Annotated in this window: 20 protein-coding genes; 14 read left to right on the forward strand and 6 right to left on the reverse strand. The window is 70.3% G+C overall.

The window, feature by feature from the left end:
- Window positions 1-9 precede the first annotated feature (9 nt).
- Window positions 10-795 carry a phytanoyl-CoA dioxygenase gene (locus tag ACIBZJ_RS34730; RefSeq protein ID WP_395937327.1) on the reverse strand — a complete coding sequence of 262 codons (786 nt, stop codon included), beginning with the start codon at window positions 793-795 and terminating at the stop codon, window positions 10-12.
- A 163-nt stretch (window positions 796-958) separates the two neighbouring features.
- Between ACIBZJ_RS34730 and ACIBZJ_RS34735 the strand changes: the two genes are divergently transcribed.
- Window positions 959-1,705, forward strand: coding sequence for an ANTAR domain-containing protein (locus tag ACIBZJ_RS34735; protein WP_395937329.1), 747 nt, complete (start codon window positions 959-961; stop codon window positions 1,703-1,705).
- Window positions 1,706-1,723: 18 nt separating this feature from the next.
- Here the strand turns inward: ACIBZJ_RS34735 and ACIBZJ_RS34740 are convergent, their stop codons facing one another.
- Window positions 1,724-2,296, reverse strand: coding sequence for an STAS domain-containing protein (locus ACIBZJ_RS34740; protein ID WP_395937331.1), 573 nt, complete (start codon window positions 2,294-2,296; stop codon window positions 1,724-1,726).
- A 297-nt stretch (window positions 2,297-2,593) separates the two neighbouring features.
- Here ACIBZJ_RS34740 and ACIBZJ_RS34745 point away from each other — a divergent pair, with 297 nt between their 5' ends.
- The gene (locus ACIBZJ_RS34745) at window positions 2,594-3,106 is read left to right on the forward strand and encodes an STAS domain-containing protein (protein ID WP_395937333.1); all 513 of its coding nucleotides are present in this window, start codon (window positions 2,594-2,596) and stop codon (window positions 3,104-3,106) included.
- A 193-nt stretch (window positions 3,107-3,299) separates the two neighbouring features.
- Here the strand turns inward: ACIBZJ_RS34745 and ACIBZJ_RS34750 are convergent, their stop codons facing one another.
- Window positions 3,300-3,980 (reverse strand): GntR family transcriptional regulator, encoded by a 681-nt coding sequence (locus ACIBZJ_RS34750; RefSeq protein WP_395937335.1) that lies wholly within the window; start codon window positions 3,978-3,980, stop codon window positions 3,300-3,302.
- Window positions 3,981-4,109: 129 nt separating this feature from the next.
- Here ACIBZJ_RS34750 and ACIBZJ_RS34755 point away from each other — a divergent pair, with 129 nt between their 5' ends.
- Both ACIBZJ_RS34755 and ACIBZJ_RS34760 read left to right on the forward strand, forming a co-directional pair.
- Window positions 4,110-4,961, forward strand: coding sequence for a fumarylacetoacetate hydrolase family protein (locus ACIBZJ_RS34755; RefSeq protein WP_395937337.1), 852 nt, complete (start codon window positions 4,110-4,112; stop codon window positions 4,959-4,961).
- A gap of 40 nt (window positions 4,962-5,001) precedes the next feature.
- Window positions 5,002-5,931 carry a VOC family protein gene (locus ACIBZJ_RS34760; RefSeq protein ID WP_395937339.1) on the forward strand — a complete coding sequence of 310 codons (930 nt, stop codon included), beginning with the start codon at window positions 5,002-5,004 and terminating at the stop codon, window positions 5,929-5,931.
- Window positions 5,932-5,935: 4 nt separating this feature from the next.
- Here the strand turns inward: ACIBZJ_RS34760 and ACIBZJ_RS34765 are convergent, their stop codons facing one another.
- Window positions 5,936-6,772: an alpha/beta fold hydrolase gene (locus tag ACIBZJ_RS34765; protein WP_395937341.1), complete on the reverse strand. Its 837-nt coding sequence runs from the start codon at window positions 6,770-6,772 to the stop codon at window positions 5,936-5,938.
- Window positions 6,773-7,002: 230 nt separating this feature from the next.
- On the opposite strand from ACIBZJ_RS34765, the gene ACIBZJ_RS34770 reads away from it, so the two are divergent.
- The 10 genes from ACIBZJ_RS34770 to ACIBZJ_RS34815 all read left to right on the forward strand — a co-directional run bounded on the left by ACIBZJ_RS34770 (window position 7,003) and on the right by ACIBZJ_RS34815 (window position 21,946).
- A complete protein-coding gene (locus ACIBZJ_RS34770; protein WP_395937343.1) occupies window positions 7,003-9,195 on the forward strand; it encodes an alpha/beta fold hydrolase in 2,193 nt (730 codons plus the stop codon).
- Entirely contained in the window at window positions 9,192-10,424 is a 1,233-nt protein-coding gene (locus ACIBZJ_RS34775) for an ABC transporter substrate-binding protein (RefSeq protein WP_395937345.1), read from the forward strand. The genes ACIBZJ_RS34770 and ACIBZJ_RS34775 overlap by 4 nt, the downstream gene beginning before the upstream one ends.
- The gene (locus ACIBZJ_RS34780) at window positions 10,424-13,162 is read left to right on the forward strand and encodes an ATP-binding cassette domain-containing protein (RefSeq protein ID WP_395937347.1); all 2,739 of its coding nucleotides are present in this window, start codon (window positions 10,424-10,426) and stop codon (window positions 13,160-13,162) included. The genes ACIBZJ_RS34775 and ACIBZJ_RS34780 overlap by 1 nt, the downstream gene beginning before the upstream one ends.
- The gene (locus ACIBZJ_RS34785; protein ID WP_395937349.1) at window positions 13,159-13,890 is read left to right on the forward strand and encodes an ATP-binding cassette domain-containing protein; all 732 of its coding nucleotides are present in this window, start codon (window positions 13,159-13,161) and stop codon (window positions 13,888-13,890) included. The genes ACIBZJ_RS34780 and ACIBZJ_RS34785 overlap by 4 nt, the downstream gene beginning before the upstream one ends.
- 56 nt (window positions 13,891-13,946) lie before the next feature.
- Window positions 13,947-15,170, forward strand: coding sequence for a PucR family transcriptional regulator (locus ACIBZJ_RS34790; protein ID WP_395937351.1), 1,224 nt, complete (start codon window positions 13,947-13,949; stop codon window positions 15,168-15,170).
- A 113-nt stretch (window positions 15,171-15,283) separates the two neighbouring features.
- Window positions 15,284-16,591: an NAD(P)/FAD-dependent oxidoreductase gene (locus ACIBZJ_RS34795; protein ID WP_395937353.1), complete on the forward strand. Its 1,308-nt coding sequence runs from the start codon at window positions 15,284-15,286 to the stop codon at window positions 16,589-16,591.
- Between the two features lie 46 nt (window positions 16,592-16,637).
- On the forward strand, window positions 16,638-18,320 hold the full coding sequence (locus ACIBZJ_RS34800) for a gamma-glutamyltransferase (protein WP_395937355.1): 1,683 nt from the start codon (window positions 16,638-16,640) through the stop codon (window positions 18,318-18,320).
- Window positions 18,317-19,549, forward strand: a complete 1,233-nt coding sequence (locus ACIBZJ_RS34805; protein WP_395937357.1) for an amidohydrolase family protein — start codon at window positions 18,317-18,319, stop codon at window positions 19,547-19,549. Before ACIBZJ_RS34800 ends, ACIBZJ_RS34805 begins: the two co-directional genes overlap by 4 nt.
- Before the next feature lie 256 nt (window positions 19,550-19,805).
- Window positions 19,806-20,498: a response regulator transcription factor gene (locus ACIBZJ_RS34810; protein WP_395937359.1), complete on the forward strand. Its 693-nt coding sequence runs from the start codon at window positions 19,806-19,808 to the stop codon at window positions 20,496-20,498.
- The gene (locus ACIBZJ_RS34815) at window positions 20,495-21,946 is read left to right on the forward strand and encodes an ATP-binding protein (protein ID WP_395937361.1); all 1,452 of its coding nucleotides are present in this window, start codon (window positions 20,495-20,497) and stop codon (window positions 21,944-21,946) included. The genes ACIBZJ_RS34810 and ACIBZJ_RS34815 overlap by 4 nt, the downstream gene beginning before the upstream one ends.
- 70 nt (window positions 21,947-22,016) lie before the next feature.
- Here ACIBZJ_RS34815 and ACIBZJ_RS34820 read toward each other — a convergent pair whose 3' ends face one another.
- Both ACIBZJ_RS34820 and ACIBZJ_RS34825 read right to left on the reverse strand, forming a co-directional pair.
- Window positions 22,017-24,164 carry an MMPL family transporter gene (locus ACIBZJ_RS34820; protein ID WP_395937363.1) on the reverse strand — a complete coding sequence of 716 codons (2,148 nt, stop codon included), beginning with the start codon at window positions 24,162-24,164 and terminating at the stop codon, window positions 22,017-22,019.
- 310 nt (window positions 24,165-24,474) lie between these two features.
- Window positions 24,475-25,317, reverse strand: a complete 843-nt coding sequence (locus tag ACIBZJ_RS34825; RefSeq protein WP_395937365.1) for a DeoR/GlpR family DNA-binding transcription regulator — start codon at window positions 25,315-25,317, stop codon at window positions 24,475-24,477.
- Between the last annotated feature and the right edge of the window lie 119 nt (window positions 25,318-25,436).

Here is a 25,436-nt window from a genome sequence, read left to right on the forward strand (position 1 = left end):
CGTTCGGCGTCAGTTCCGGCACGAAGAGGAGTCGTCGCCCAGACCGGCGACGATCGCGCGGGCGACCGGCGAGAGGTCCGAACCGTCGATCGCGAACCCGTCCTCCACGTACACGGCCGGCTGCGCCATCATCCGCGGGCCTCGGCCGCGGTGCGGCCAGGTCGCCGTGTGCACGATGAACGGGTGGCACAGGAACACGTCGCCGGCGCGCCCGGTGGCGTGCGTCGCGGTGCGGCACAGCACCGATGGCCGCAGCCCGGACAGGGCGTCGTCGGTGTTCTTCCCGGTCTCTCCGGCGTCCGCGAGGAGGCGGGGAACCGCCAGGTGCGAACCGAGTGCCAGCCGGGTCGGCGCGTCGTCGTCGCCCACGTCGGTGAACAGGAACAGCGCCAGCAGGCCACGGGCCCGGGAGCGCACGTTCGCCCAGTACTCGCCGCCGACCTCGTAGCTGCCCTCGATGTGCCAGCCGCAGTCGCCCGGGAACTCCTCGGACGGGAACCGCACCGGCACCATGCCGCCGACGCCCTGGCGGCGTCCCCAGCGGCCGGGACCGATCAACGTGTCGTAGGCTGCGCCGAGCGCGGGCGCCGTCCCGGCCGCGACGAACGGGCTGCCCGGGGGGCAGGGCACCAGGACGACGGGATGGGTCCAGCTCGCCGGGTCGCGGGTGACGCCGGAGCCGGCCAGGGCGTTCCAGATCTCGTCCCGGCAGGCCGCGGCGATCTCCGGCGCGATCGCGCCCCGCACGGCGACGTACCCGTCGCGCTCGAATTGCTCAATTTCGCGACGATTCACGACGACAGTCTGGCGGTCACTCCGGGCCGGCGTACATCCGTTTTCGCGACGGGCAGCCAGACTCCTGGGCTGCTCGGCGAGCGGTGGTTTCGCGTCCGCCGGGGAGGGCAGTGCACGCGGTGACACGACGTCTCGGCTTGACGTCTGGGGAAGGGACGGAGCGATGGAGCTTTCCGAGGACCAGCTACGCGAGCTGACCACACTGACGGCGGTCGTTCTCGGCCAGGGCGACCTCGTCGGCACGCTGGAGGAAATCACCCGGATCGCGACGCGCCTGGTGCCGGGAACCGACGGTACGTCGATCACGACATTCCAGAACGGCCGTCCCTCCGCGGTCGCGTTCAGCGATGCGTGGGCCCAGGAACTCGACGAACTGCAGTTCGACGAACGCGAAGGACCCTGCCTGGACGCCAGTCGCACCGGGAACCTCTTCCGCATCCGTGACCTGAGCCAGGACACCCGCTGGCCGGCCTACACCGAGCGGGCCGTCAAGCTGGGCGCGAGCAGTTCGGTGTCGATTCCGCTGCATGCGGACGGAGCGAACTTCGGCGCGATGAATCTGTACTCCCGCAACCCGGACACGTTCACCGGCGAGGCCGTCGCGCTCGGCGAGATCATCGCCGCGCAGGCCGGGAACGCCAGTCAGGTCGCGTCGGCGTACTTCCGTCACCGCGACCTGGCCGAGCAACTCGGTGAGGCGATGCGCTCCCGTGCGGTGATCGATCAGGCGATCGGGGTGCTGATGGCGCAGCGCAAGGTCACCGCCGACGCCGCTTTCGGTCTGCTCCGGGAGGTCTCACAGCATCGGAACGTCAAGCTCCGGCTGATCGCGCAGGAGGTCGTGGACACCGGCGTGTTGCCCGCACCGGCCCCTTCGTGGTCGCCATCGAGCCCGGGATCGCGTCCGTAGTCTCACCGCACCGGCGAGCTACCCGGCTGAACCGTCGCTGCCCGGCCCGCGCCTGCGGCGGGCGGCGACGCGGGCGCGGAGCGCCGCGTTGTAGCGGCGCATCGCGTGAGCACGGTCGGTCGACTCCTGCGCGGAGGCATGCAGCGCGGCCGCATTGTTGACGTGGATGGTCATCATCCGGCGGTCGTGGGCCAGTTGACGCGTCAGCGCGGCGTGGCGCTCGATGGTCGCGGAGGAATTTTGGGTGTCGGTCGTCTCGTGCCACTGACCGGCGATCCGCAGCAGGCGTAGTACGGCCGGCCGGGCGTTGCGCAACTGCAGCCGGCAGTCGGCCGCGGCGCAGCGTTGCCGGGCCAGGCCGACGATCCGCAACCCGCCCGCGTCGATGTCCGAAAGTTCCGCCAGGTCGACCTGGATCGTTCGGGGCTGAACGGCGGCGAGGGCGTGGTCGACGGCGTCGATCAATTGCCCACTGGTGGTTCGGCTGAGTTCGCCGGTGACCGCGAGCCGCATCTCCTCGACGGCGGTCTGCGTCATCGTGATCGTGAGCGACGGATCACGGGGATCCCGTGGGGAGCGTGGTGCGTCCATACCGCGGTCGTCCCATCGCGTGGCGTCGACCGAATGTCCTCGGTTCGGAAGCCGCGTCAGCTCGTTGAACTGTAGCCGGTCGGGACGTGGTGTCGAGCTGCGCCGCCGTGACGTGACCGTCCGGGTTCCGGGGGCGGCGGCGACGCAGCGCATCGGGCCGGCGGCGCCGCGGAAGTCAGCGGGGCGGGGCACAGCGGTCGTTACCGTCGGCTTCGTCGGTCGGCTACTGTTCGAAGCTGTTGGCGTGGCCTTCGAACGGTAGGGCGCGCGTCGGCAGGACGTGACGGGATCACCCCGATGTACCACGCTTCGTTCGACCCGGACGGGATTTCTGGCTCGTCGCTGACCACGGCGGTGTCGCATCAGGAGGTCGACGGCGCCCGGATCGCCTTGACCGGTGACTTGGACCGGACCTCGGCGTCACAGCTGACCGACGCCGTGCACCGAGTCCTCGCGTCGGGAGCACCGCGCGCGGTCGTACTGGATCTGGCCGGAATTCGGTTCCTCGACGTCGGCGGGGTCCGCGCCGTAGCCGGGGCCTGGTCCTCCTGTGCCGCGGCAGGATGCCGAGTGCAGTTGGAGAACCCCTCGCCGTTCGTGCAGCGGGTTCTGGTGTCCACCGGCGAGTGGCGCGCGAGCGGGGCCGTTTCGGCCCGCGCCCCCGAGCAGGTGTCGAAGCGGCCGTCGGACGACGATCGCCGCACGACCACCGTCCTCGTTCCCGACGCGGAGACGCTGCGTATGTTCGCCGCTCACGCCCGGAAACGCGCCGGTGAGATCGAGCCGGACGACGCGGTGATGTGGCCCTGACCGGCGGCCGGTCCGGTGTCGTCGGCGTGATGCGGGCCCGCGGGTACGGCGCCGGTTGAGCCGGTCGCCCGCGGCCGGCGGGGTCGTCACCTGCGCCGGCACGACCGATCGTCCAGGGGCGGTGGGCCGTGGCGGGACGGGTCACCTGGCCGCGGACCGTCCGGCGGCGACGCGGGGCTCCCGTGCCGCGGGCTCAGGCCTTGTCGTTGTCGGCCGCCGCGGAGTAGCGCAGCAGGACCTCGGTGGTGTGCCGGATGTGCGCGGCCAGCGCGTTCGCCAGTCCCTCGGCGTCGCGGGCCAGTGCCAGGTCCATCAGGGCGCGGTGTTCGCCGCCGATGTCGCGGTCGTCGTCGTGCGCGAGCGAGCGCGACCAGACGCGATACAGCTCGGCGGCGTCCCGGAGCGCGTTGGCGATTCCTAGGAGCCGCGGGCTCCCGCAACCCGCGACGAGTGCGCGATGGAACTCCCGGTGGGCGCTGATCCAGTTCTCGTTCACGTCGCCGTCCGCCGCCTGTATCGGAGTGCGAGCAAGCGCGTGATGGGCGGCGACCACCGCGGTTTCCCAGGCGAGATCGCCGTGCTCCACCGAGCGCCGCGCGGCGAGGGTCTCGACGTCGATCCGGGTGTTCGTCAGGTCGTTGAGGTCCTTCGGGCTCAGGGTGACGACGCTGAACCCCCGCTGCGGGTGCGCGACCACCAGGCCCTGCTCGGCCAGGCGGCTCAGCGCCTCGCGGATGACCGACAGGCTGGCGACGTACCGGGCGCCGAGTACGGCGAGCTTGAGCTTGGACCCGGGCCCGAGACGCCCGGCGAGCAGATCTGCGCGGAGCTGGTCGAAGACGGCATTACTCCGTGTCTCGGCTGGCCCGGTCATAGCTGGCGACCCTAGCACGGGAATGCCGAAATCATTTTGAGCATCCAACACTCCCAAAAAATTTCGATAAAATCTTGTTTTGACGTCGATCCGGCGCCACCATGGGGTCAGCTCAACGGAGGAGACGGCATGCGCATCGGGAACCTCGACGGCCGACTGGCCTTGTTCCTCGACGAAGGAGCGGTCGACGTCGCGCGGGCGAGCGGTGGCGAGTTCGGTCCCGACCCGCAGGAAGTCTTCCTCCGGTGGGACGAGTTCCGGGCCTGGGCCGGCGGTCCGGAGGCGCGGGAGACGGTGTCGTTCGCACCGGAACAGCTCGGTGCGCCGGTACCCCGGCCGGGCCAGGTGTTTGCCATCGGCCTGAACTACCGGGACCACGCGGCCGAGGCCGGCGTGGCCGTTCCCGACCAGCCGCCGGTGTTCACGAAGTTCCGCGGCTCGATCACCGGTCCCCGTGGCGCGATCGTGCTGGCCGGGGAAACCGTCGACTGGGAGGTCGAACTGGTCGCGGTCGTCGGCAGGCGGGCCGACGCGGTGGCCGCCGACGACGCCTGGGACCACGTCGCCGGGCTGACGGTCGGCCAGGACCTCTCGGAGCGCACCGTGCAACTCGCCGGTCCGATGCCGCAGTTCAGCCTCGGGAAGTCGTTCCCGGGCTTCAGCCCGATGGGCCCGTGGCTGGTCACGATCGACGAACTCCGCGCCGGCGGACTCGACCCGGACGCGCTCGACCTCGGTTGCGCGGTCAACGGCGAATCGGTCCAGAAGGGAACGACGGCCGACCTGATCTTCTCCGTACCGGAACTGATCGCGCGGCTGTCGGCCGTGTTGCCACTGGAACCGGGCGACGTGATCTTCACCGGTACCCCCCACGGTGTCGGCATGGCGCGCAAGCCCCCGCGATTCCTGCGGGCGGGCGACGAACTGATCAGCACCGTCGCCGGAATCGGCGACCTGAACCATCGTTTCGTCGCCGGCTGACCCGTATCCGAAGTGGTCGCTCCAACGAAGGAGTCCTGACGTGCCCCTGCACCGCCTGACCACGATCACGCTCGGCGTCCCCAACGTCGCCGAGACCGCCGCCTACTACGCCGAATTCGGACTCCGACGTGACGCCGAGCTCTTCTCGACGGCCGACGGCGGCGAGCAACTCCGGATCACCCACTCCGGCCGGCGGCGCCTGCTCGAACTCGGCGTCGGCGCCGACGACCCCGACGACCTGGACCGCGTCGCCGCCGGGCTGGAGCGCCTCGACTTTCCGGTGGAGCGGACCGACACCACCGTGAGCAGTACCGATCCGGGAACCGGCACCCGCGTCGAGGTCTCGATCGCACCCCGGATCGACCAGCCCGAGCTCCCCGCCCCGCGGTACAACGGCCCCGGACGCGTCGACCGGCCCTCCACCCGCGCCGACGGCGTCCTGCGCGAAGGTCCCGTCCGCCCCCGCAAACTCGGTCACGTCGTGCTCGGCTCCACCGACCAGGAAACCAGCCAGCGCTTCTTCACCGAGGGCCTGGGCTTCAAGGTCAGCGACACCGTGCCCGGTCTCGCGGCGTTCCTGCGCTGTTCCACCGACCACCACAACGTCCTCGTGCAGCAGGCGCCGGTGCAGTTCCTGCACCACACGTCCTGGCAGGTGGACGACGTCGACGAAGTGGGCCGCGGAGCGACCGCCCTGCTGGAGAAAGATCCCGGCCGCCACGTCTGGGGACTCGGCCGCCACCACGTGGGCTCCAACTTCTTCTGGTACCTCAAAGATCCCGCGGGCAACTTCTCCGAGTACTACTCCGACCTCGACTGCATCGTCGACGACGCGCTCTGGACCCCCGGTACCTGGGAAGGCGCCCGCGGCCTCTACAACTGGGGCCCGCCTCCGCCACCGTCGTTCCTGGCGCCCGAGGACCTCGCCGCACTCATGACCGGCGCCCACAGCGCCGAAGGGAAGGGCTGAGCCGTCACGGACGGCCGCAGAGCAGGTCCGCGACCCGGCGCGCGACGTCCGGCGCGAGCATCCCGTTGTGCCCGCCCGGTACGACCACCAGACGGCCCTGCGGCAACTCCCGGGCCCACACCTCCGCGTAGCCGAGGCCGGCGTCCTTCTCACCGCTGACCAGGCTCACCGGCACCGACACGGCCCGATGGTCGAAGCCCCACGGCGCGGTCGCCATGGCGATTTCCGTAGCGACGTAGCCGCTGTCCGGCTGGCGTCGGACCTCGGCGCTGTTCGTCGCCCAGGCCGCGGCCGTCGCCGGGTTCTCGAACACGTGAGCGTCCGGGTTGGTCCGCCGCGCGACCGCAGCGGCGAACCGGCCCGGTGCGGCCGCCGTCGCCGCCCGCCTGGCCACCAGATCGGGCTTGCGCGCCATGAACGAGTACGTCATCCGCGCGCCGAACGACAGAGCTGCCTTCGCCGCGGCGTCGGCGACGGGAGTCGTCGGGTTCACCGGCACCACCCGGAGCACGCGGGCCGGGATCTCGAACCCGATGGCCATCGCGTACATGCCGCCGTTGCTCAGTCCGCCGACCGCGGCCCGCTCGAGCCCCAGAGCGTCGAGCACCTCGACGACGTCGGTGGCGTAACCGGTGACGGACCGGCCCGGAAGCGGATCCGAGCCACCGGTCCCCGGACGATCGAGCGCGACGAGTCGCAGGCCGGACTCGCGTGCCGGAGCATCGAGGAACGCACCTTCCAACCGGCTCGACGACGCGCCGTGGAACCACAGCGCCGGAGCCCCGGCCGGGTCGCCGTACTCCTCGAGCTGAACATTCCGGCCGTCGCGCAGCGTGACCATCGAGCCTCCTGATGCGTCGTCGGGCTGCCTTCAGCGTTGCTGCTCGTGGTGTTCGGCGCCTAGCGTCCACCGTCAAAAATGTTGCCGTCGACGTTCGACGTCGGTCGGAGTCGTCCCCGGACGACTCCGCCGTCACCACCTCCTCTCTCGACAGACGTCGAGGCACCGGCGGACCGGATCTCAACAGATGCACGACGCGCCGGGCCCGTCCGCGGCCGTACTTTCGGCGTATGCCAACCCTGCTCGAGCGCTATCAGCAGGCGGCCGCCCTCGCTCCTGAGAAGCTGCCGACGCTCCTGCGCAACCGCCGCGTCGACCCGGTCTGGACCGGGGACGGCGACGCCTTCTGGTACCGCCGCCAGGCGGCCGACGGCGAGCAGTTCGTCCTGGTCGACCCCGTGTCCGAGGTGCGGACGGTGGGTGCGAGCCTCGCCGAACTGGGCGTCGGCCCGGCCCCACCCGAGGCGCGTCCCGGCGTGCTGTGGGCTCCGGACCGACGCGGACTGCGCCGACGGAACCACGACCTGTGGCTCGTCGACGGCGAGACCGAAACGCCGGTGACGTCCGACGGCGAGCCCGGCTTCGCCTGGGGCGCGCTGCCCTCCGACAGCAACATGTTCGTGCCGTTCACACGTGCGGGCCTGGACCTGCCGCCGCTCGGCACCGTCCATTCCCCGTCCGGCCGCCGCGTGCTCACGATGCGTACGGACGAGCGGAGCATGCGGGTCAGACACATGACCGAGAACGTGCCCCGCTCGGGTGCGGCGCGTCCGGAATGCCACGAGTGGAGGGTCCACCTCGAGGACGAAGGCGAGCCCGCCCCGGCCGAGTGCCGCGTGCTCGACCTCGACACCGGCGACCGCGCCGAGATCGACGTCGCCGACGGTCTCGCCTCCCTGCTGAGGATGAACGGCAGCACCGAGGTCACCTGGTCCGCCGACGAGAGCCGGCTCTACCTGTTCCATTGCCGTCAGGGCAGTGCCCGCGCGGCGCTGGTCGAGGTCGACGTGAAGTCCGGCGAGCGCCGGGACGTCCTCGTGGTCGATGAGAGGCCGTTGTACGAGGCCAACCAATTCCTCTACAGCCTGCCGCTCGTCCGGGTGCTGCCGGCGACCGGCGAGGCGATCCTGTTCTCGCAGCGCGACGGCTGGGGCCACCTCTACCTCTACGACCTGGTGACCGGAGCGTGCAAGAACCGCATCAGCGATGGCGAACTCGTCGTCCGTGACCTTCTGCACGTCGACGCGGAGCGCCGCGAGATCACCTACCTCGCCGGCAGTGCCGACGACGGCTGGAACCCGTATTGGCGGCGGGTCTACCGCGCCGGCTTCGACGGCGGCACGCAGCGGCTGCTCACACCCGAGCCGATGGACCACGAACTCGTCGCACCCGAGCCGCAGTTCTTCCGCCTGGTGTTCGGGCGGGGCAAGCCGTCCACCCGGAGCATCAGCCCGAGCGGGCGCTTCTTCGTCGACCACCGGTCGACGGTGAGCGACGCTCCGGTCATCGCACTACGCGACGCCGACGACGGCGGGCGGATCGTTCTGGAGCTGGAGCGAACTGACATCGGTCGCCTGCTCGATGCCGGCTACGTCGTCCCGCGGGCTTTCCGCGTCAAGGCCGACGACGGGGTCACCGACCTGTGGGGGGTCTACTCGCTGCCCGCCGAGCCGCACGACCCTCAGCGCATCCCGGTCGTGGAGGACGTCTACGGCGGGTTCCAGACGACGCAGTCGCCGCACGCCTTCGTCGGTGGCAGCGCGATGGCCAGCCGCCAGGTGAACCTGCCGAGCTACAACGCGCTCGGCTTCGCCGCGGTCATGCTGGACGGTCGCGGCACTCCCGGCCGCGACCGCGCCTTCCGGCAGTGGACGTTCCAGCAGTTCCACACCGGCCGCGGTCTCGAGGACCACGTCACGGTGATCACGGCCCTCGCACGGGAGTGCCCCGCGCTGGACCTCGAGCGCGTCGGCGTCGTCGGCCACTCCTACGGCGGCTACAACGCGGCGCGCCTGCTGTTGATGTTCCCCGACTTCTACCGGTCCGCCGTCAGCAGCGCGGGCGTCCACGACCCGCGCAAGATGCGGTACGGCTCCTGGGATTGGCACCTGGGCCCCGAGGAATACCGCGGCTCCGAGGAATACCGGGGCCTGGGCAACGTCCCGCTCGCCGACAGACTGCGGGGCGATCTGCTCCTCGCGTGCGGCGAGATCGACGAGAACGCCACCGTCGACCACACCTTCGCTCTCGCCGACGCGCTCATCCAGGCGGGCAAGCGGTTCGACTTCAAGATCTGGCCGGGCGTCGACCACTACACGATCGGCCCCTACGCGCGGATGACGTTCTGGGACCACTTCGTCCGCAGCCTGCTCGGGCAGCAGCCGCCGCGGGAATGGGCACCGATCCACGAGGAGATCAGATGACCGCCCACCTGCGCACGGCGTGGATCGCGCTCACGATGGCCGCCGCCCTGGCGCTCGCCGGATGTGGCGGTGACAGCGGCACCGGGGACGCACGCACCTCGTGTTCGAGCGCACTGACCGGCGCGCCGATCCGCGTCGGCTTCGTCAATTCCGACCAGGGCGCTTTCGCGCTCCCCGAGGTCTCCGCGATGGCCCGGGCGGCCGCCAACTGCCTCAACCACGACGGCGGCGTCAACGGCCACCCCCTCGAACTGGATCTGTGCGCGACCGACGGCACACCGGCGGCGTCGACCAGATGCGCCAACCAATTCGTCACCCACAAGGTTCTCGCCGTACTCAACGGTGACGACGGTGGGCTCGATTCCGCTCTGCCGATCTACCAGAAGGCGGGACTGCATCTGTTCGGCGTGACAGCGCCGCCGGCCGTCAGCGCCGACCCGAACAGCACGATCATGACGCCGCCGGTCGCGATCGCCACCGCCGCCAACGGCCCGATCTTCAAACTGATCGGGATCCGCAACGCCGTCGTCATTCTCCCCAACTTCGGGCCGGCCGTGTCGCAAGGATTCAAAGGCCTCCAGGCCGTCCTCGCGCCGTACGGCGTCCAGATCTCGTTGTCCCTGGTCGCTCCGGCCAATCCGGACGTCACGGCGGCGGTCACCGCCGCGAAAGCCAAAGGCGCGGACGCCCTGATCTTCTCGTTGTCGGAGAACGACTGCACGAACGCTGTCCGCACCGCCAAATCGCTGGGGTGGAGCGGCGTGCTCTGGGCCGGCTCGTGCACCCAGTTCCTCCGGCAACTCGGCCCTCAGGCCGCCGGCGTGTACACCTCGTCGACGTTGTTCCCCTACAGTTCCCGAGCCTCCGCGGAGAAGTACGATCCGCGGCTCGAGAGCGACTTCAGCCAATACGAGGCCGTGACGAAGGCCGCCGGTCTCGACCAGCACCTCGACTCGAACTACGTGGCCTACGGCTATTCGACGGTGATGACGTTCGCCGATGTTCTGAAGGGCATCAGCGGCGAAATCACGCAGGCGTCCGTCAACCAGGCGCTCAGCACTTTCCGGGGCCGCGAGGTACTCGGAACGCCGCTGGACTGCACGGCAAAGCTTCAGCCCGGCGGTGCGTGCGGCCGCTACTACATCGCGCTGCAGGTGCAAGCCGACGGGACGCAGACCCTGATCGGCGACAAGCCGATCGACCTGGCCGCACTAGCCAGTACGAAATAGTGGAGCAGTACCTGGTCTTCGCCCTCCTCGGACTGGGCGCAGGCGCCGTCGGCGCCGCGCTGGGGGCGGGGCTGGTCATGACCTACAAGGGCACCGGCACGATCAACTTCGCGCACGCCGCGCTGGCTCTCTGGGGAGCATTCGCCTACGACGAACTACGCACCTCGGGCCACCTGGTGCTGCCCCTGCCGTTCACGACCGCGAGCATCCCGCTCGGCGGGCCGGTGCCGGTCTGGTCGGCGTTCATCGTCGCCCTGCTGCTGGCCGCGGCTCTCGGCGCCGCGACCCACCTGCTGGTCTTCCGGCCGCTGCGGCGCGCACCGCTGGCCGCGAAGATCATCGCGTCACTCGGACTGCTCACGCTGCTCGAAGGCCTGCTGACCGACCACTTCGGGCAGCAGTCCCGCTTCGTGCCCCCGCTGTTTCCCACCACTCCGATCCGGCTCGGAGGTCTCAGCGTCCCCGAAGACCGGCTCTGGATAGCCGGCTTCGTGCTCGTGCTGACCCTCGCGGTGTCGCTCGTGTACCGCCGGACCTTGTTCGGTCTGGCGACCACCGCCCTCCGTGAGGACGAAGTCGCGCTGACGCTGAGCCGCTGGTCTCCGACTTGGCTCGGCGTGGCCAACGTCGCCGGTGGCGTCGCTCTCACCACGTCCGTGATGATCGTCGCCGCGTCGATCAGCCCGTTGAATTCGCTGTCGGTCGGGCTGCTGGTCGTGCCAGGGCTGGCGGCGATGCTCGTCGGCCGGCTGGTTCACGTCGTGCCCGCCGCGCTGACCGGCCTGGCGCTGGGCCTGGTGCAAGGTCTGCTGTCCTTCGTCCCGACGAAGTCGTGGTGGCCGGCCTGGCTGTCCACCGGTGGAGCGACGGACGCCGTGCCGCTGCTCGTCATCGTTTTCGTACTCGTCGTGCGGGGCCGGAGCCTGCCCACCCGGGCCGGACTCGTGCTCGACCCGCTCCCTCGGGTACCACCCGCGATGAAGCTCCGCACGATCGCCGTACTCGGCGCCGCGATCGCCGTCCTGGCCGTCTTCCTCACTCCGACGCTTCGGCTCGGTCTCGCGACCAGCATGGTGTACGCGGTGCTGGCGTTGTCACTCGTGGTGCTCGTCGGTCTGGTCGGTCAGATCTCGCTCGGGCAACTCGCGGTGGCGGGCATCGCGGCCTTCACGCTCGCGAAGTACCTGGACTCCTGGCCGTTTCCGCTCGGTCTGGTGGTGGCGAGCCTCGTCGCTGCGGTCCTCGCCGTTCTCGTCGGCATGCCGGCGCTACGGGTGCGTGGCGCACAGCTGGCCGTCGTCACCCTGTCCGGCGCGGCCGCAGTGCAGTCCCTGGTCCTGAACAACGCCGAGTCGGGCGGGACCGGAGTGGAGGTCACCCCGCCCTCGATCGGTCCGCTCGACTTGGGCTCGCAGGTGGGCACGCACATCGGCCGGCTGCAGTTCGTCTACGCCGTGCTCGCGGTCCTGCTCGTCGTCTGCGCTCTGACTTCACGAACGATCGCCGGTCGGCTCGGCCGGAGGTTCCTCGCCGTTCGCAGCAACGAACAGGCCGCGGCGAGCGTCGGCATCAACGTCGTGCGGACGAAGATCCTGGCGCTGGGAATCGCGGGCTTCGTCGCGGGCCTCGGCGGCGGCCTGCTCGCCTACGACACCCAGGCGGTCTCGGCCGACGCCTTCGGCGTGTTCCTGAGCATCACGCTGCTCGTGTACGCCTACATCGGCGGTATCACCGGCGTCGGTGGTGCGCTGTACGCCGGTCTGCTCGTGCCGGGCGGGATTCTGGTGGGGTGGATCGGCCAGTACTGGAATCTCGGGGCGAAGTGGGCCGCGATCTCCGCCCTTTCGTTGATCCTGATGGCGATCCAGAGCCCGAACGGCGTCAGTGACGCGACGCGCGTGTTGATCTCGAGGCTGAAACGCCGGCTGCGACCGCACACCGCCTCGGTGGAGAGGACCGTGGTCCTGCCGACGACAGCCGTCGATCCCACGGTGACGGCCGGGCTGCACGTCCGGAACATCACCGTTCGCTACGGCGGTGTCGTCGCGGTCGACAACGTCTCGCTAGAGGTCGCCTCCGGGGAGATCGTCGGCCTGATCGGACCCAATGGCGCGGGAAAGACGTCGCTGCTGGACGCGCTGACCGGCTTCGCGCGTTCCGAGGGATCGGTCGAGGTGGGCCGGCTGCGACTGGACCACGTGAACGCCCACCGCCGCTATCTGGCCGGGCTCGGCCGCACCTGGCAGAGCGGCGAACTGTTCGAGGACCTCGACGTCTTCGACAACGTCCGGGTGGCTGAACGTCGTCTCGCTCGTCGAGCGCGCCGCCGCGGTGCGTCCGACGCCGACTCCGCGTGGGCGATGCGGCTCCTCGGTATCGAGGCCATGGCGGCGAAGCGGCCCGCAGAGATCAGCGGCGGCCGGCGCAAACTCGTCGGAGTGGCTCGCGCGCTCGCCGGTCGCCCCAGCGTGCTGCTGTGCGACGAGCCGGCCGCCGGACTGGACAGTTTCGAGAGCCGCCGATTGGGCGAGAGGCTGAGGTCGATCGCCGCCGACGGAGTCGCCGTGCTGCTCATCGAACACGACCTGGCACTGGTGCTCGCGATCTGCGATCGGATCTACGTACTGGAGGAGGGCAGGGTGATCGCCTCCGGAGATCCGGAGCACGTTCGGCGCCACCCGGACGTGGTGCGGGCCTACATCGGCGAATCGATCACGGCGACGGAGGCTGCGGTATGACGGTTTCGCCGGCCCTCGAACTCGACCGTCTCACGGCCGGCCACCACAAGGTGCCGGTCGTGCGTGAGCTCGGTCTGAGCGTCGCCGCGGGGGAGATCGTCGCCCTGCTGGGCCCGAACGGGGCCGGCAAGAGCACCACGCTCGACACCACCTGCGGAGCGCTGCCCCCGCTCTCCGGCCAGGTGCGGGTGTCCGGACGGCGAATTCGTGGTGTGCGCGACGCCGCGCGGTATCGCGTGGCCTACGTGCCCCAGCACCGCGGGCTGTTCCGTCAACTCTCGGTCGACGAGAATCTTCGCCTGCGCGCCCGCTCCCGCCGCGCCGTCAACGACGTGTACGAGCGATTCGACGCGCTCGGGGCCCTGCGCGGCCGGCAGGCCGGTCTCCTGTCGGGTGGGGAGCAGCAGTTGCTCGCGTTGCTCTGCGCCCTCGCGCTCGACGCGAAGGTGCTGCTCATCGACGAGATGACGACGGGGCTCGCGCCCGGCGTCGTGCGCAGGCTGGCTGAGGTCGTCAAGTCCGTCGCGTCGGAGGGCATGGCTGTGCTCTTCGTCGAACAGCACGTTCATCTCGCTCTGGAACTCTGCGATCGCGCATATGTGCTCAACCACGGCGAGTGCGTCCTCGAAGGTGCCGGTCCGGAGCTACGAGAACGCATCGGCGAACTCAGCGCGTCGTACTTCGCCGACGGTCGCGACGCTGATCGCAGTGACGACGACGTGCCATGACGAGCGCTGACGACGACCGTCGACAAGGCCGAGCCGACGTTTCTACACTGCGTGCCGTGACCCGGGACCTGCAGCGGCTGGTCGACTACCTCGGCGGACGGCTGCATCGGTCGGTGGCTGTCGACGACCCGCACATACGCCTTCTCGCCTATACGTCGCACACCAGTGAGGAGGTGGACCCGGCTCGGGTCGAGTCCATCATGCGGCGAAGTGTCTCGGTCGAGCTGTCGGACTACGTCGACCTGCAGGGTGCTGCCCGGGCCACCGACCTGTTCACGGTGCCCGCATGCCCGGAGATCGGGCTGGCGGTGGAGCGGATCGGCATGCCGATCCGCCGCGAGGACACTCTGCTCGGCTACCTGTGGCTGCTGGGTTCGGACGGGCCGGTCAGCGCGCACGACGCCGACACACTGCGCGAGGCCGCCGGGCAGGCGGCGCTCATCATGCACCACGAGTACCTCACCTGGGAGTTCAGCCGCAGCCGGGAACGCGAGCTCGTTCGTGACCTGGTCTCCACCGACCCGGCGCTGCGTGCGGAGGCCGCGGATGCGTTGATCGAGGAGGAACTCCTCGTCCCGGGGCCGACGACCGCCCTCGTCGCGACGCTCCGCCACGACCGTGGCGAACCGGTGGGTGAGCAGGGCCGGCTGGCGCTGCACATCGCGGTCGACCACTGTCGCCGGCTCCTCGCTCCCGGGCACGCGGTCGCCCTCAACCGGCCCGACCATTCGCTGCTGCTCGCGGTGTGGCCCGATACCCGGTCGGCGAGCATCGACAAGGCCGTGGAAGAACTGGCCGGCGCAGTGCACGACCGGTTGGCCACCGAGGTCGCTTCGTCGGCCGGCGGCTGCTGGGTGGGGATCGGTGCGACGCACCGGCGCCTCGCCGACGCCCACGGCTCCTACACGCAGGCGCGACACGCCGCGGAGGTCGCCCGGGTCACCGGCGCGCTGGGGCCGACCGTGTCCTACGCGCGACTGGGGGTTTACGCGGTGCTGGCGAAGCTCCCGCCGAACGAGCTCGCCGACGGCATCCATCCGGGCATCCGCCCGATGCTCGACGCTTCCTCCGAACATCATCAGCTGATCGAGACGCTCCGGACCTACCTGGACAACGCCGCCGACGTCCAGCGCACCGCCGGACAACTGCACATCCACCGCGCGACGTTGTACTACCGGTTGCGGCGGATGCAGGAACTCACCGGCCTCGATCTCTCCCGCGGGGACGACCGCCTGGCCGCCCATCTGAGTCTGAAGCTCGCCCAGCTGATCCGCGAATAACGCTTTCCGCGAATGGCGAATTCGGTCGCGCTGATGCACGACGGATGGCCATCGTGCCGGCCGCCGTCGCCCCGACATGATCGTGGTAATTGCTGGTGAATCGTGGAGCGGACATGGCTGAGACAGCGGATGTGGTCGTCATCGGCGCCGGCGTGATCGGTACCGCCGCCGCGCTGGAACTGGCCAAGCGCGGATTGCGAGTGGTCGTCGCCGACAAGTCCGGTGGGGCCGGTTTCGGTTCGACCAGCGCGTCCAGCGCGATCGTGCGATTCAACTACTCGACCTGGGACGGTGTCGCGACAGCCTGGGAGTCCGAGCACTGCTGGGAGAAGTGGGCCGAGCACCTGGAAGCACCCGCCGATACGAGGCTGGCCTCATTCGTCCGGATCGGCATGGTGATGCTCGACGTGCCGCCGATCTCGAACGCCTCGGTCACCGCCTTGTTCGACCGGGCGGGCGTGCCCTACGAGGTGTGGGACGCGGCGACTCTGGCCGGTCGGGTGCCCGGAATAGACACCGGCCGGTACTGGCCGCCCAAACGGCTCGACGACGAGGCATTCTTCGCCGAGGCCACCGAGCAGCTGGGCGCCCTGTTCACACCGGACGCCGGCTTCGTCAACGACCCGCAGTTGGCGGCACACAATCTGGCCGACGCCGCGCGAGCCCGTGGCGTCGTCTTTCGATTCCATCGCGTCGTCACCTCGATCGACCAGCGCGCCGGGCGGGTCGGTGGAGTCGGTCTGTCCGACGGCACCCGCATCGCCGCGCCGGTCGTCGTCAACGCCGCCGGTCCGTGGTCCGATTCGATCAATCGAATGGCCGGCGTCGGCGCCGAGTTCACGGTCCGGCTTCGGCCGATGCGTCAGGAAGTTCACCAGGTCTCCGCCCCGGCGGGCTACAACGGGCCGTCGGGTCTGGGGCCGGCCATCGCCGATCTGGATCTCGGGATCTACCTGCGTCCGGTGCCTCCCGACTTTCTCCTGGTCGGCGGCACGGAGCCCGACTGCGACCCACTGGAGTGGATCGACGACGTCGATGCGGCGGATCCGCGGCCCACGGCCGCCCGATTCCAGGCGCAGGTCACCCGCGCTGCGCGCCGGTTCCCCGGCTTGCTGGTGCCCAACAAGCCCACCGGTCTCTCCGGCGTCTACGACGTCACCGACGACTGGACGCCCGTCTACGACCGCACCGACCTCGACGGGTTCTACGTCGCCATCGGCACCAGCGGAAACCAGTTCAAGAACGCCCCGCTGGCCGGCCGGTTCGTCGCCGCGCTGGTCGACGGCGTCGAAGGCGGTCACGACCACGACCGCGATCCGCTGACCTACACCGGTGAGCACACCGGCCATGTGATCGATCTCGGCGCGTTCTCCCGGAAGCGACAGCCGAATCGGAACTCCTCCGGCACCGTCATGGGCTAGCCGTGGGACCCCAACCAGCTCAGCCGACACACGAAGGGTCCAGCCGATGACCAGGACGATCGCCCCCCACGAATCGAATCCGTCCAGTGGCGGACGTGTCGGCCCGAAGCAGCCGATCACCGGCGGCCGTGCGGTGTGCGCCAGCCAACATCCACTGGTCACCGACACGATGCTCCAGGTGATGCGGGACGGCGGCAACGCCATCGACGCGGCGATCGCCGGCTGCCTGATCCAGGCCGTCGTCCAGCAAGACATGACGAACCACGCCGGCAGCGTGACCTGTCTGTTCTACGAGGCCGCCACCGGGCAGGTGCACGAGCTGAACTCGATGGGCCGCCTCGTCGCCGACCTGCCGGCGCACCACCGGGTTCCCGGCGGACGGGGCCTCTACGCACCGGCCGGGACGCGAGGCCCGATGTCGGTGATCCCCGGCTTCATGCCCGGTATGAAGGCCATGTTCGAGCGCTTCGCGACCAAGCCCTGGGGTTACCTCGTCGCGCCCGCGGTGGCGGCGGCCAGGGACGGTCACGTCGTCACGTCGTTCGAGCACCTCGTCTACGCCCAAACCGTCGATCTGTTCCTCTACACGACCTCCGGGCGTGAGCACTTCACTCCGAACGGCCATCTGCTGCAGGTGGGCGAACGCTGGGCCCAGCCGGCCCTCGCGGAGACGTTGGCCGGCCTGGCCGCCGAAGGGCCGGACTACTTCCTCACCGGTGGCTGGGCGCAGCACTTCGTGGCCCGGGCGAGGGAACTGGACTGGCCGATCACGCTCGACCACATGACCGCGCTGCCGGCGTACTGGACGACACCCACCCGGTGGTCGCACCGCGGCTACGAGGTCGCACAGCTGTCTCCGCCGGACCGCCAGGCGGTCTACTGCGCTCTGGTGCTCGGCATCCTCCGGCACCTGGACCTCCCGTCGCTCGGTCATTTCGCCGAGTCGCCCGAGGCGGCCTACTACATGGCGCACGCACTCCGCCTGGCGCACCTGGAGACGGGGTTCATCAACGACCCCGCGATCTTCGAAGACCCGGCCGGAGTGCTGATGTCGGACGAGTACCACGCGCTGCTCGCGGCCAAGCTCCGGCACAGCCGGCCCAAGATCGACCTCAGCAAGCACGTCGAACTCACCCGCGGACGCAATGCCCTCGACGCGGCCGGCTCGGCATCCAAGCAGCCCACCGGAAGTTGCGAGCTCAGCCTCGTCGACGCCGAGGGCAACTGGGTGCAGATGATGAACACGCTGCAAACCGGCGGAATCGCCGGCGAAGTGGTCGACGGCGTGCCGATGGTCGGCAGTCATCAGATCAACGCGCTCACCTCGCCGCTCTCCGGCTGGCTCACCGGAGGCTCGGGAATGCGGGCAGTGCTCAGCAACACGATCGTGCTGAAAGACGGCCGGCCGGTGGTCTCTCTCGGCAGCCCGGGGAACGTGCACTGCACCGTGCCGCAGGTCCTGTCCAACATCCTCGACTACGGCATGGATCCCTACGCCGCCGACGACGCGCCGCGCATGCTGCCGCTGACCGACACCTACGAGCTCTCGATCGAGAGCCGGGTCAGCAGCGGCTTCGTCGACGGTCTGGCCCGGCTCGGCGTCCTGACCAACCCGCTGCCTCGATACGACTACCACATGGGCACCTACCAGATGAGCTGGCGCGACGACGACGGGACGCTGAGCAGCTGCGCCGGCCCGCGGCGCGAGGGCAACGCCGCAGCGCTGTGAGCTACGTGATCACCGGTGTCGACGTCGTGGACGGGACGTCCGGCGGGCTGACCGCCGAGCAGGACGTCCTGGTCGACGGGGCGCGGATCGCGGCCGTCGGTCGTGACCTCAGCGCGTCGCGATCGGTCGACGGCCGCGGCCTGACCCTGCTGCCCGGGCTGTTCGACTGTCACGTACACGTCGTCAACTCCGGAGTCGACCCGGCCGAGGCGCTGTCGAAGCCGTTCTCCACCCAGTTCTACGACGCGATCGACAATCTGAACCGCACGGTGGCCGCGGGCATCACGACGATCCGTGATGCCGGCGGCGCCGACCTCGGGATCCGGACGGCGGTCGATGCCGGGCGGATCAACGGGCCGCGAATGAGGATCGCCGTCCAGATGCTCTCCCAGACCGGTGGCCACAACGACCACTGGACGGTGTCCGGCGGATGCTCCGTGTCGATCGGGGCACAGCCCCACCCCGGACGGCCGGGGCCACTGGTGGACGGCGTCGACGAGATGCGGCGCAAGGTCCGGGAACTGAAACGCGCCGGAGCCGACGTCATCAAGATCTGCGCCTCCGGCGGCGTCGTCTCGCCGCGCGACGAGCCGCAGCACCCGCAGTTCCGGCCGGACGAGCTCGCCGAATGCGTGGCCGAGGCCGCCGCCACCGGCACCGCGGTGATGGCGCACGCGCATTCGGCTGCGGGCATAGCGTCGGCGGTGGAAGCCGGTGTTCGCTCGGTCGAGCACGGAGTCTTTCTCGACGAGCCGACCGCTGAACTGATGGCCGAGCGGGGAACGTGGTTGGTCCCGACGCTGTCGGCGCCGCTGTCCGTGGTGGAGGCCTACGACCGTGGCGTCCCGTTCCCGCCGGCGGTGGTTCGGAAGGCACGAGAGGTGGCCGCGCAGCACGAGCGGTCGTTCCGTCTGGCCCACTCGATGGGAATCCGGATCGCGATGGGCTCCGACAGTGGTGTGGGACCACACGGCAGCAATCTCCGCGAGCTGGAGCTGATGGAGCGGTACGGCATGAAGCCGTCCGAGGTGCTGGTTTCGGCGACGAGTTCGTCGGCGGAACTTCTGGGGGTGAGCCGGGACCTCGGAACCGTCGAGGACGGGAAGCTGGCCGACTTCGTGCTGGTGGAGGGCACTCCTTATCGGTTCGCTGACCTGCACCGACGCATCCGCGCGGTGTTCAAGGAAGGACGTCAGGTGCACGGTGCGCCCTTGCCCGCCCGTCCGTGAGAGCGGACGTCGCCGGCCGGCCAGGAACGGCCGGCGAAGCCGGACCGCGTGCTCCCGCGCGGCATCCGGGCCGGGGGTGCTGGGGTGGTTGTTCCGCGGGGTGTGTCCCCGTGGAACCAGGTTCCCGCCGAACGGGCCCGGGCACGATCGTGGCAGTGACGCCACGAACGTCGCACCCGGCGCCGACGGCTTTAATCATGGCCTCAGGTTGATCGGGAAAGGTGAGCGGAAAGCGTCGACTGGAGGGCGGACCGGGGTGCGGATCCTGATCGCGGACGACGAGGCGGCCATCCGTGAGTCGCTGGCGCGGGTGCTGCAGGTCGAGGGTTACGACACCAGCACCGTCGCCAACGGTCTCGCCGTGCTCGACGGGGTCGGTGGCGCCGACGGTGACACGCTGGATCTGCTGATCCTCGACGTGATGATGCCCCGCCTCGGCGGGCTGGAGACCTGCCGGCGGTTGCGGGCCGCGGGCCGGGATCTGCCGGTGCTGATGCTGACCGCGCGTGACCAGGTCTCCGACCGGGTCGCGGGGCTGGACGCGGGCGCCGACGACTACCTGCCCAAGCCGTTCGCCACCGAGGAGTTGCTGGCCCGGGTGCGGGCCCTGCTGCGCCGGCGCACGTCGACCGACGGGGAGTCGCAGATCCTGTCGTTCGCCGACCTCCGGCTCGACCCCGACAGGTTCGAGGCGTGGCGGGGCGAGCGGTCGCTGCACCTGACCCGGACCGAGTTCTCCCTCCTGCAGGTCCTCATGCGCAACGCGACGCGGGTCTTGACCCGCGACGCGCTGTTCGAGGCGATCTGGGGCTTCGACATGAGCACCACCGCCAACAACCTCCAGGTCTACGTGAGCTACCTGCGCCGCAAGATGGAGGCCGAGGGTGAACCGCGATTGATCTACACGCTGCGGGGCCTGGGATACACGTTGCGGGAGACTCCTCCGTGAGGAGGCCCGCCGGCCGGGAACCGCGCCGGCTGACCCGATGGTGGCGCCGGCGGTCCCTGCGGACCAGGATGACGGTGATCGCGGCGACGGCCATCGCGGCCAGCGTGTTCGTGGCTTTCCAGGTCGCCAGCCAGCTATTGGGTTGGGAGCTGCGGCACACCGCCGAGAATCAGCTGCGCGCCGACTCCCGCGTCCTGGCGACGAACGCGGAGCGCGCAGGTCTAGCGCAGGTTCAGCTACCGCCGTATCCCGGAGCCGGTCGGATGGTGCGGGTGATCCTGCCTGACGGTTCGATCCGGACGCCGGCCGGCCAACCCGCGTTGCCCCCCGTCAGCGAGAACGCCCGGCGTGTGGCGCGGGGCACGTCGGCCGACCTGATGGAGGCGCCGGGCCTCGACGACGACGGCTACCTCCTCTACACGCTGCGGGCGGGCGACGGCGCGGTCCAGGTAGCCAACGTCGCCGACGACAGCCCGATCAACGAGTTCGGGTTGGGCATGCTGCTGATCGGGCTGCTCTGCATGGTCGGGGGCGGCTTCGTCGGGCGGGCGGTGGCGCGGACCGGGCTGGCACCGATCGACCGGCTGACCGCCGCCGCGGTACGTGTCGCGCGCACCCGGGATCTCGACGCCGACATTCCGGATGAGGGCGGTGGGGAGATCCGGCGGCTGATCCGGTCGATCAACGACATGCTCGCCGCGCTCCGGGACTCCCGGCGGGCCCAGCGGCTGCTCGCCGAGGACGCCGCCCACGAGCTCAAGACCCCGCTCACCAGCCTGCGCCTCAACGTCGAACTGCTGATCCGGCTCGATCGGCGCGGCACCCTGGACAGCGCGCTGCCGGCGGAGAGCCGGACCCGGCTGCTCAACGATCTCGGCGCCCAGGTGGCCGAGTTGAGCACCCTTGCCGCCGAGCTGACCGACCTGGCGCGCGGTGACGTCAGCGACGAGAGCGCCGAACTGCTCGACCTCGCGGACGTGGTGGTGGCCGCCGCGACCCGGGCGCGTTCCCGGGCACCCGACTTCGAGGTCGCGCTCGACGTGACTTCCGTGTGGGTGAGCGGGCGTCCGGCTGCGCTCCAACGGGCGGTGCTCAACCTCATCGACAACGCCGGCAAGTGGTCCCCTGCGGACCAGCCGGTCGAGGTCCGGCTCCGTGCCGAGGGCGCGTCGGCGGTGATCGAGGTCGACGACGCCGGGCCGGGCATCGACGCCGCCGACGTACCGCGGGTGTTCGACCGGTTCTACCGTGCCGACAGCGCCCGGGCGTTGCCGGGATCCGGTCTGGGGCTGTCGATCGTGCAGCGGGTCGTCGACGCCCACGGCGGCCGGGTCACCGTCGCGCGCTCCGCTCGCGGTGGCGCGCTCCTGCGGGTCGATCTTCCGGTCGCAGCCCCGCCCGCCCCGATCACGCGGCTCACCTCCGGGGAGGACACCGCGGTGCGCTGACCCCGGCCGCACGGCGCAGGAACGAGAAATCCGGGACGGGCCTGGGCTCCGTCCCGGATCTTCTCCGCACTCACCGTTGCAGCGCGGGCTCCTCGTCGTCGGCGTTCGACAGCGGGCCGTCCGGCAGCTTCGCCGCTGGACCGGACAGCCGGCTCGGCCACCAGATCCGCCGGCCGATCAGCAGGGTGAGGGCGGGCACCAGGACCGACCGCACCAGCAGGGCGTCGAGCAGCACTCCGAAGGCGACCAGGAACCCGACCTCGATCAGCATCACCAGCGGAAGTGTGGCGAGGACCGCGAACGTGGCCGCCAGCACCAGGCCCGCCGAGGTGATGACGCCACCGGTGGCCGAGAGGGCTTTGAGCATGCCCTCTCTGGTGCCGAGACGCCCGGCCTCCTCCCGGGCCCGGCTGGCCAGGAAGATGTTGTAGTCGACGCCGAGCGCCACCAGGAACAGGAATGCCAGCAACGGCACCGAATAGTCGACGCCCTTGAACCCGAGGATCGTGTCGAAGACGAACACGCTGCCGCCGAAGGCTGCGGCGAACGAGACGATCACGGTGGCCATCAGCACCAGCGGGGCCACGATCGCGCGCAGCAACAGCCCGAGGACGATCAGGACCACGGCGAGCACCAGCGGGATCACCAGCTTCTCGTCGCGGCTGGTGGTCACCTCGGTGTCGAGATTTTCCGCACTCGGCCCGCCGACGATCGCCTCCGCACCGCTCACCGCGTGCACGGCGGTGCGCACCCGCTTGATCGTGTCGTACTCCGCGGCGGTGTCCGGGGCGTCCGTCGGGAACACGGAGATGTCGGCCCAGCCGGCGCTGGTCCGGCCCGGGATGGTCATGGCCACGCCGCGAGTGCCCTTGACGACGTCGAGCACCCGCTCCTGGTACGCCGGCCGCGTGAAGATCGTCATCGGCTGGCCGCCGAGTTCCGGGAAGTGCTGGCGGAGAACCGTGAAGCCGGCGACCGACTCCGGCGCGGACAGGAACTGGTCCTGCTCCCGCAGAGCGCCGGTGTTGCCCGCCAGCCCGATGGCGAGCACGCCGAGGATTCCGAGCGAGCCGAGCGTCGCCACCCACCGCCGGCGGCTGAGGACGGCGCCGAGCCGTCCCCACAGCCCCGGCTTCTCCGCCACGGCCGTGCTGAATCGCGGGATGGCCGGCCAGAAGATCCGCCTGCCGAGCACGACGAGCACGGCCGGGAACAGCGTCAGCATGGCCACCAGCGCGCACAGGATGCCGGCCGCTCCGATCGGGCCCAACCCGCTGGTGCTGTTCAGGTCCGCGACGAGCAGGCAGAGCAGGCCGGCGACCACGGTGGCCGCGGACGCGACGATGGCCGGCGCCGCGCCGCGTAGCGCGTGGACCATCGCGATCCGGACGTTCTCGTGGTGATGCAGTGCCTCCCGATATCGAGCGATGAGCAACAGCGCGTAGTCCGTGCCGACGCCGAATACCAGGATCGTCAGCAGCGCGGAGTTCTGGTCGTTGACCACGATGCCGAAGCCCTTGACGAGCAGGTAGACGGTCGCCATCGCGGTCAGCGCGGCCGCGCCCACGGCCAGGAGGGGGATGATCCACAACACCGGGCTGCGGTAGGTGAGGATGAGCAGCAGCGTGACGACGACGACCGTGGTGAGGAAGACCTGCAGGTCGATGCCGTCGAAGACGGCATCGAGGTCGCCGTCGATCGCGGCCGGGCCGGTCACGTCGAGTTCCAGGCCGGCGGGGCGGTCCCTTGCGGCGTCACGCAACGGGCCGACGAGCGTCTCCGGTGCGCCGTAGGTCGTGTTCACCTCGAGGGTGAACATCATCGCTTTGCCGTCGGTGGAGAGCCTCGTCGGTGGGCCGTCCTCCTTGCCGCCGGCCGCCGCCGCCTTCGGCGGGTACCGCTCGGCAAGGGTGTCGTAGTGGCGTTCGACCGTCGCGCGGTCGGCGTCGGTCAAGCCGCCGGCGCGGTGGTACACGAAGACGAACGTGTTGTCGTCCCCGCCGGGGAGACTGTCCTCCAGCACCGCCACCTTGGTGGACTCGGCACTGGCCGGCAGGGTGTCTGCGGCGCTGTCGGTGGTGACCGAACTCAACTTTCCGCTCAGCGGCACCATGACCAGCGCCAGCGCCACCCACAGGCCGATCACCAACCACGGCACCCACCGGCCCGCCGGCCGACCGGCCGGCGCTTTCCCGGACGGCCCTGCGTTGACTGCCATTCACTGGCCTCCTACCTGCGTATTACCTCGCTTGTCGGACGCCGACTTCGTACCGAGCGAATCTGAGACGACCGTTAAAGCGGCGCTCAGGCCGGTTGGCGGCACAGCCGTCGGGCCGGGGGAGCAACGCATCGACGTCCGCGCGGGCGGTGCCGGTGGACCCGTCCGGTCCACGCGGCTGCCACGTCGCGGCCTCCGTGCGGCCGACGGTTCTGTCTCCGGTCAGTCGCCGCCGTGGAGGCGACGATCGTGCGTCATCGGTCCCACGGGCCCGGCGCGCTCACGGGCACGGGGTTCGTTCGGCCGGCCGTCAGACGGATTTCGCGTCCCGTGCTCGAGGGGCAGCCGTCGGCGTGATCAGCTCCACGTTGCCGGCCGCCAGAGCCTCTCTGAGATCCGGCGGTGGCGTCGCGTCGGTGATCAGGTAGTCGGCGCTGGCCAACTCGGACGCTTGCGCGAACAGCCGGCGGCCGAACTTGGAGGAGTCGGCGAGAACGGCCACCCGGGCCGCGCGCGAGATCATTTCCTGCATCATCGCGGCTTCGGCGAGGTTGCTCGTGGTGTAGCCGGCGTCCGCGGCGACCGCGCCGACGCCGATCAGCGCCAGGTCGCACCGGATGTCCAGTTCGGCGCCGCCGTTGGCCCGGAAGCTGACCGGACCGATCGTCGCGAGAGTGAGCGTGCGCACCGCGCCGCCGAAGAGGTAGATGTCGCGGACCGCCGTGGGCGGCAGCGCGCCGGGCACCAGCAGGTTGTTCGTGGCCACGGTGAGGTCGCGGTGCTGGCCCAGATTGCGGGCGACCGCGAGGGTGGTCGTCCCGCCGTTGATCATGATCGTCGAACCGTCCTGCACCAGCGCCGCGGCCAGTGCCGCGATCGTCTCCTTCTCCTGCTCCTGCTCCGTGAGCCGCTGGTCCACGGCTCGGTCGGTGCGCGCGACCGTGGAAAGGCTGACGGCGCCGCCGTACGTGCGCACCAGGACGCCATCGGCGCTCAGCTGATCCAGATCACGTCGCACGGTGTCGATGGAGACCCCGAAGCGCTCGGCCAATTCGCCCACCGTGACCTGGCCGGTTTCTGCGACGTACGCGGCTAGCTGAGCCTTGCGCCCGGCGGGTAGGTGGCGCTGCCGCTCGTCCTTATCGACGCTCATAGCTGTCTCTCATCAGTGCGGAAGTATGCCACGGCGGGTCGTAGATTGCGCACTTCAACGCATAGAGCTGCAAAGAGCAGCGACCCGGGGTATCACAGCCCGCAGCCTGGCCATATAGC

This window comes from Cryptosporangium sp. NPDC051539 (genome assembly GCF_044454545.1).
Classification (GTDB): domain Bacteria; phylum Actinomycetota; class Actinomycetes; order Mycobacteriales; family Cryptosporangiaceae; genus Cryptosporangium.